Annotated in this window: 4 protein-coding genes; all 4 read right to left on the bottom strand. The window is 64.3% G+C overall.

The features are described 5' to 3' along the window. Positions 1 to 376: cytochrome c-type biogenesis protein (locus AC1DNW_RS35300; RefSeq protein ID WP_477855777.1), on the bottom strand; the 376-nt coding region annotated here is incomplete at its 3' end. Beyond that, the gene (locus AC1DNW_RS35295) at positions 373 to 2,370 is read right to left on the bottom strand and encodes a heme lyase CcmF/NrfE family subunit (RefSeq protein ID WP_477855775.1); all 1,998 of its coding nucleotides are present in this window, start codon (positions 2,368 to 2,370) and stop codon (positions 373 to 375) included. The genes AC1DNW_RS35300 and AC1DNW_RS35295, both read right to left, overlap by 4 nt. Then, complete coding sequence (gene ccmE / locus AC1DNW_RS35290) at positions 2,367 to 2,894, bottom strand: cytochrome c maturation protein CcmE (protein ID WP_477855774.1); 528 nt, start codon at positions 2,892 to 2,894, stop codon at positions 2,367 to 2,369. The genes AC1DNW_RS35295 and ccmE overlap by 4 nt, the downstream gene beginning before the upstream one ends. Further along, on the bottom strand, positions 2,891 to 3,179 hold a 289-nt coding region (locus AC1DNW_RS35285), incomplete at its 5' end, for a tetratricopeptide repeat protein (RefSeq protein WP_477855772.1). The genes ccmE and AC1DNW_RS35285, both read right to left, overlap by 4 nt.

Below are 3,179 nucleotides of genomic sequence, written 5' to 3'. Positions count from 1 at the left end.
GGGCAAAGACGACGAGCGAGGCACCGCCGGCGAGGATCAGCAGCACCGGCGCACCCCAAAGCAGCAGCGTGCGCACACTGACGCGCGGCTTCAGCAGCACGAACTCGCCATAACGCGAGACGATGTARTTCAGCACCTGTTCGTCACTATCGCCATCGGTGATGCGCTCGCGCACGAGAAGACGCAGGTCCTTGGCGAGATCGGCATTGGAATCGTCGATCGACTGGTTCTGGCAGACCATGCAGCGCAGTTCGGAAGACAGTGTTCGCGCCCGGGCTTCGAGGGCGGGATCGGAGAGCACTTCGTCCGGATTGACGGCGAAGGCCGGGGCGGCCGCCGTCATCAGCGCCAGGACGAGGAGGAAACGCCTGATCATTCCGCCGGCTCCATGGCCGGGGCTGCCGGCTTGGCCGGTTTCGCCTTGCGGCTCGGCGCTCCGACACGCAGGCGCCGGTCGGTCAGCGAGACGAAACCGCCGAGCGCCATGATCAGCGTCCCGCCCCAGATGCAGAGAATGAACGGCTTCCACCAGATGCGCACGACAATGCCGCCGTCCTTCGTCGCATCGCCCAGCGAGACATAGAGTTGACTGAGGCCGAAGGTCAGGATGCCGGCTTCCGTCGTCGGCATCTGCCTTGCGGTATAGAGCCGCTTGGCCGACCAGACATCGGCAACCTGCGCACCGCCGCGGCGGATCGAGAAGTGGCCGCGGTCCTCGGTATAGTTGGGACCGACGGCCGGCTGCATGCCGTCGAAGACAATGCTGTAACCGCCGGCATCCGTCGACTGGCCCTGCTTCATCTCGACCACATGCTCGGTCTGGAAGGTGGTGACAGCGACGATGCCGAGCACGGTGACACCAAGCCCGGCATGGGCCAATGCCGTACCGAAGGCCGAGCGCGGCAGGCCCGACAGCCTTCGCCAGGCGATATCGGCCTTCACCTTGCCGATGCCGGCCCGATGCCAGAGATCGGCCACGGCCCCCAGGATCAGGAACAGGCCGGCGGCAAGGCCGAGCACGGCCATGACCGGGCCGCCATGCTGGAGATAGAAGAAGACGAGGGCTGCGACGAGCGCGAGACCGGCCACGACGTAAAGCCGTTGCAAGGCGCCAAGCAGATCGCCGCGCTTCCAGGCCAGCAGCGGTCCGAAGGGCACGACGATCAAGAGCGGCGCCATCAGCAGGCCGAAGGTCAGGTTGAAGAAGGGCGGGCCGACGGAGATCTTGTCGCCGGTCAGTGTTTCCAGGACCAGCGGATAGAGCGTGCCTGTTAGTACCGTGCCGCAGGCAACCGTCAGGATCAGGTTGTTGACGACGAGTGCACCTTCACGCGAGATCGGCGCAAACAGCCCGCCGGCCGACAGAAGCGGGGCGCGGAAGGCAAACAGCGCCAGCGCGCCGCCGATGAAGATCAAGAGGATGCAGAGGATGAAGACGCCGCGGCTCGGGTCGCTCGCAAAGGCATGCACCGAGGTCAGCACACCGGAGCGCACCAGGAAGGTGCCCATCAGCGACAGCGAGAAGGTGAGGATGGCGAGCAGCACCGTCCAGATCTTCAAGGCCTCGCGTTTTTCCATGACGAGGGCGGAGTGCAGAAGTGCGGTGCCGGCAAGCCAGGGCATGAAGGAGGCATTCTCCACCGGATCCCAGAACCACCAGCCGCCCCAGCCGAGTTCGTAATAGGCCCAGTAGGAGCCCATGGCGATGCCGAGCGTCAGAAAGGTCCAGGCGGCCAGCGTCCAGGGCCGCACCCAGCGCGCCCAGGCGGCATCGATGCGGCCATCGAGGAGGGCGGCAACCGCAAAGGAGAAACAGACCGAGAAGCCGACATAACCGAGGTAGAGCAGCGGCGGATGGATGGCGAGGCCGATATCCTGCAGCACCGGGTTCAGGTCCTTGCCCTCGGCAGGGGCCGGATCGAGGCGGGTGAAGGGATTGGAGGTCAACAGGATGAAGAGGATGAAGGCGACCGAGATCCACGCCTGGACGGAGAGAACATTGGCCTTCAGCGTATCCGGCAGATTGCGGCCGAAGATCGCGACCAGGGCGCTGAACAGCGCCAGGATCAACAGCCAGAGCATCATCGATCCCTCGTGATTGCCCCAGACGCCGGAATATTTGTAGATCAGCGGCACCAGCGAATGCGAGTTCTCCCAGACGTTCTGCACCGAGAAGTCGGAGACGACATGGGCATAGGTGAGCACACCGAAGGAGAAGGTCACGAGGGCAAAGAGCAGGAGGGAGCCCAAGGGCGCCACATCCATCATCGCCTGATCGCTACGCCTTGCACCGATGACGGGCACCACCGACAGGACGATCGCGGTTGCGAGCGCCAGAACCAGCGCATAATGGCCGATCTCGATGATCATGGTGTCGCCCTTGTCTCTTGCCCCTGGGCTTCCTGGCTCTTTGCGGCCTCACCCTTGGCTTCCTGCCCCTGTGCTACGGCTCCCTTGCCCTCTTCCCAGAGGCCCTGAGCCTTCAGCCTGTCGGCCACTTCCTTGGGCATATAGGTCTCGTCATGCTTGGCAAGCACGGTATCGGCGGTGAAGACAAGGCTGCCCGTCTCGAACGTGCCTTCGGTGACGACGCCCTGTCCTTCGCGAAACAGGTCCGGCAGGATGCCCTGGTAGCGGACATTGACGATCTCGCCGCTCGGATCGGTCACCGCAAAGCGCACGACAGAACCCTCGCCGCGCATGACGCTGCCGCTTCCCACAAGCCCGCCGAGGCGGATGCGGGTGCCCGGTGCCACCGGCGTCTTGGCGAGATCGCCCGGCATGTAGAAATAGGCGACCGACTGGCTGAAGGCGAACATGACGAGCAGCACGGCGACGAGGATGAAGCTCATGCCGCCGGCAATCACAGCCAGGCGTTTCTGCTTGCGCGTCATTCCACCGATCCTTCCGTCGCGATGCCGAGTTCCTTGCCGAGCGCCAGGAGCTGTTTGCCCTGATCGCCCGATGCCGGGAAGGCGGCAAGCCCGCGCTTCAGGGCAGTCGCGGCGCGATCCTTGTCGTTCAATACGGCGTAAGAGCGGACAAGGCGCATCCAGCCCTCGAAATTATCAGGATCGGCAGACAGTTTGGCATCCAGGCTCTCCACCATGCCGCGGATCATCTGCTGCCGGTCGCCGCTGTTCATCGTCTCGGCCGCTGCGACATCTTCCGACATCTTC

This window comes from Rhizobium sp. 05L429, from assembly GCF_056397645.1.
The sequence above is the reverse complement of the archived record's forward strand: the minus strand, read 5'-3'. Positions and strand labels throughout refer to the sequence as shown.

Coding starts and splice junctions, on each gene's coding strand:
- AC1DNW_RS35295 (WP_477855775.1), bottom strand. CDS start 2,370: ATGATCATCGAGATCGGCCATTATGCGCTGGTTCTGGCGCTCGCAACC.
- ccmE (WP_477855774.1), bottom strand. CDS start 2,894: ATGACGCGCAAGCAGAAACGCCTGGCTGTGATTGCCGGCGGCATGAGC.